Genomic DNA, 3,402 nt, shown 5'->3' with positions numbered 1-3,402 from the left:
AGGGTGAACATGGTTGCCATCATTGAAAAAAGACCCGGCAATATCGAAACTGATCTCTATCCGATAAACGGCTGGCCAGATGCGGAGGCTATCGTTGCAGATCAGCATATCAGCAGCCCTCCGCACGAGATATGTCTAGGACACAGACCCAATCCTGGCCACCAGTTGGCCGAACATAGGACAGCACATTAATGTGAAAGACCGCTGCGTGAAGATCAAAACTAGCGGCAAATTGCTGGGCTATCCCGCCAGTGTAATCGAGCGCAGTCAACTCTGCCTTGGGGGGGGTTAGAAGAAACGGAAGTCCATAAATAGCAGCGATACGCGACTTACCCGCCTGCCTATTGGAACCACAAGAAAGGCCTGAGATATTAACCTGGACCTTGCGGCCGAAACCATCAAGCAAAAGGTCGCAGATATACTTGTCTTCTGCGGGGCGGTCGATCAGCCTGAGCACGCCTGCGTAAGTATCGCGCCGGAAACCGGACAAAATCAACCGTGCGCCTTCGAGTTCTAACAAACCGAAGGGGTGTTTTTTATTTTCGAGTTCGTCGTTCATTATTAATCTCCATTCTAAGACAGAGATTGAAAGTTCAGGTTAACGGTCAGTTAATGAGCCCGAGGGGCACCAATAGTCACTTGGGTGATCTTCACGTGGACGAAATCGTACTCCTGAACTTTACCTGATGGGCGTTATGAGGAAATAAACGCCCACGGACACGCTTGGACGTCAACCCTCTGAGAGCGGGCCTTGTTGCATGGATCGCGCTTGGTTCGATACTGAGGCGGTTTGTTCCCTTCAGGATGCTGTAGATGCCACACAAGTTCAACGCCGGTCGTCGCGACAAGATTCCGAAGCAAAAGCATTGCGTGACCAACTGGGCCGAGTACAACGAAAGCCTGCGGCGACGCTGTGATCTGTCGGTCTGGATCGGCGATGACGCACTTGCTTTGTGGGCGGCACCACCGCGAACGACGCCTGGCGGTCAGCCTGTCTATTCGGATTTGGCGATTGAGCTTTGCCTGACGCTGGGCATGGTGTTCAAGCAGCCACTGCGGCAGACCCAAGGTTTGATGCGCTCCATTGCTGAGTTGTTGGGGGTTGAGGTTGCAGTGCCTGACTTTTCCACTTTATCGCGCAGAGGCAACGGGCTGAGCGTGTCTGCCAAAGCTACCTCTAAGAATGTCAAACCGGCCCAGTTGACCTGTTTCTGGCAGACGGCGCTTACGATGGAGAACCAACATATGCTGTTCTTACCGCACGCTTCGGGTCGGCGATCGACGTCACGATCCCACCACCCAAGAACGCGGTCCTGAGCCCCGACGCTGCCCAGAACCCGAGCATTCGTGATCGCCATATTGCCGATATACGAGCGCGCGGTCGGATGGCATGGCAGAAGGCATCTGGCTATAATCAGCGGAGCCGGGGTGAAACCCTCATGGGTCGTTGGAAGACCGTCATCGGGCTCAAGCTAAAGGCGCGCTCGTTCGAAAACCAGAAAACAGAAGCCAGGATTGGCGTCCGGATTCTTAACCGGATGACCGAACTTGGCCGACCCAATTTCGAACGCACCGCCTGAAATCTGTTTCGGGTAGGGCGCGTTCCGACCTCATCATGCTCCATGCAACAAGGCCAACATTCAAATTTATCGGCCATACATCTCCGAGTAAGACGCCAATAATTGTTCCACTTAAGGTGGAATTGGCCATACTATTACCATAGTGGTTTGTTACCTATGTTAGGTAACCTTGAAAGGTAGAACATGAGAGATAGAATTCTTCGTACGGCCCGTAAAATTATGGCAATCCTTGTCCTTGCACTACCCAATGCAAGTTACGCAGAGGACTTGCTGACAGTGACTGTTGATGAGATTTCCGAGGCGCTGACTTTCGATGACTTGCTCGCAATGCCACAGGTAAAAGTGATTACAAAAAACGACTATGTCGACGAGAAAGTTGAGTTCTCTGGCCCATTATTGAGAGACTTGCTTTTAAGCTACAACATCGGTCCGGAGGATGTTTTGACGCTACGGGCGATCAATGATTTTTCGGTAAAGATACCTGCCTCCGACGCATTCCAATATAATGTTATTCTAGCTCTCTTCAGTAATGGACAAAAGATGTCAATTCGCGACAAAGGACCGATCTGGCTAATCTATCCCATGGATGATCATGAAGAGCTCCGCGATGATCGCTATAACAGCCGGATAATTTGGCAACTTACGAGCCTTACTGTCGAATGATTAAATCCGGGAAGACTTTAACAATTGTTATTTCTATTTTGTGTTTTGGTGCTGTAGTTCTCGGGTGTGGCGTAATCTGGACTCTAAGAGACCGAGTATATCAAATCAGAACTGCTGAACAAAGTGATCCACTCTGGATCGCGTCAAGATTGCAGTTTGAGCTTCTCAATTTCAACGCAGAGCTAGCAGAGTATGCAATCGGTTCAAGGACGGCTAGGGACGTTTCCCTTCGGTTTGATATCCTGTGGAGCAGGCTCAATATGATGCAGAAAGGAAAGATGGCCGAGGTAATTAAAGAAGCTGAAGCTGACAGCACCGGTCTTGTTGAATTTGAACATGTACTTCAAGAGATCGATCCACTAGTTCAATCGCTTTCAGGATCAGAGCCTCTAGGAATAGCCAAGCAGAATATTGCTAAAAGAATATTGTTAGAGACTACTCCTTATAACCTCACCTTCAAGGAGCTTTCTTTGTCGATGGCACAAGCAAAGTCTCGCTTGATGTCGGATTTTCGAAATGGCCTCGTTTCCCTGTCTCGTGCGATTGCTTATTTAGGAGTAGTCATCTTGGTGCTCGCGAGTACCGTTGTAGTAATGCTTGTTGCAGACGTTAGGTTAAACAAAAGAAAATCGATTGAACTGCAGCAACTCGTTGCAGAAGTCGAAGCATCAGCAAGAATGAAAGAAACTTTTATGAGTGTTGTTAGTCACGAGCTACGCACACCACTTACCTCAATCCTTGGCGGGATCCGAATTTTTGACGCAAAGTATGGCGAAGAATTGGGAGAGGCCAGAATGAAGTTGATTAAGATCGCCCACCGAAATTCAGAAAGATTGCTCTCATTGGTCAACGATATATTGGATGCGCAGTCATTAAGTGAAGGCAAGGCGAATCTCAAAATGGAATATTTGAATCTAGAGACGATTATTTCCTCGACAATTGAAGAGTGCGAGGGGTATACTGCCGAGAAAGATATAAAGATATCTTTCAAAAAATCAGCACCCCCAACGCTCGTGAGCGCTGACATGGCACGGATTTCACAGGTCATAACCAATCTACTTTCAAATGCTGCCAAATTTAGCCCTTCCGGTAGTACCGTAATAGTTAGTACATGCCTATTTGGCCCGGACGTAAGGGTCGAAGTGACTGACCAAGGTGT

General features: G+C 48.7%; 3 protein-coding genes and 1 pseudogene. 3 read left to right on the top strand and 1 reads right to left on the bottom strand.

Annotation, left to right across the window (positions count from 1 at the left end):
* Window positions 1-109: 109 nt before the first annotated feature.
* Complete coding sequence (locus RGAI101_RS19655) at window positions 110-559, bottom strand: hypothetical protein (RefSeq protein ID WP_037230325.1); 450 nt, start codon at window positions 557-559, stop codon at window positions 110-112.
* A gap of 254 nt (window positions 560-813) precedes the next feature.
* Here RGAI101_RS19655 and RGAI101_RS19650 point away from each other — a divergent pair.
* From RGAI101_RS19650 to RGAI101_RS19640, 3 genes and pseudogenes are all read left to right on the top strand, one after another.
* Window positions 814-1,580 (top strand): annotated as a pseudogene (locus RGAI101_RS19650) (transposase).
* A gap of 183 nt (window positions 1,581-1,763) precedes the next feature.
* On the top strand, window positions 1,764-2,243 hold the full coding sequence (locus RGAI101_RS19645) for a hypothetical protein (protein ID WP_037230322.1): 480 nt from the start codon (window positions 1,764-1,766) through the stop codon (window positions 2,241-2,243).
* Between the two features lie 278 nt (window positions 2,244-2,521).
* The coding region (locus RGAI101_RS19640; protein ID WP_217624966.1) for a sensor histidine kinase at window positions 2,522-3,402 on the top strand (881 nt) is incomplete at its 3' end.

Source organism: Roseobacter sp. GAI101 (assembly GCF_000156335.1).
Lineage (GTDB): Bacteria > Pseudomonadota > Alphaproteobacteria > Rhodobacterales > Rhodobacteraceae > Sulfitobacter.
Note: the sequence above shows the minus strand (reverse complement) of the source record. Positions and strands in the feature narration are given on the sequence as shown.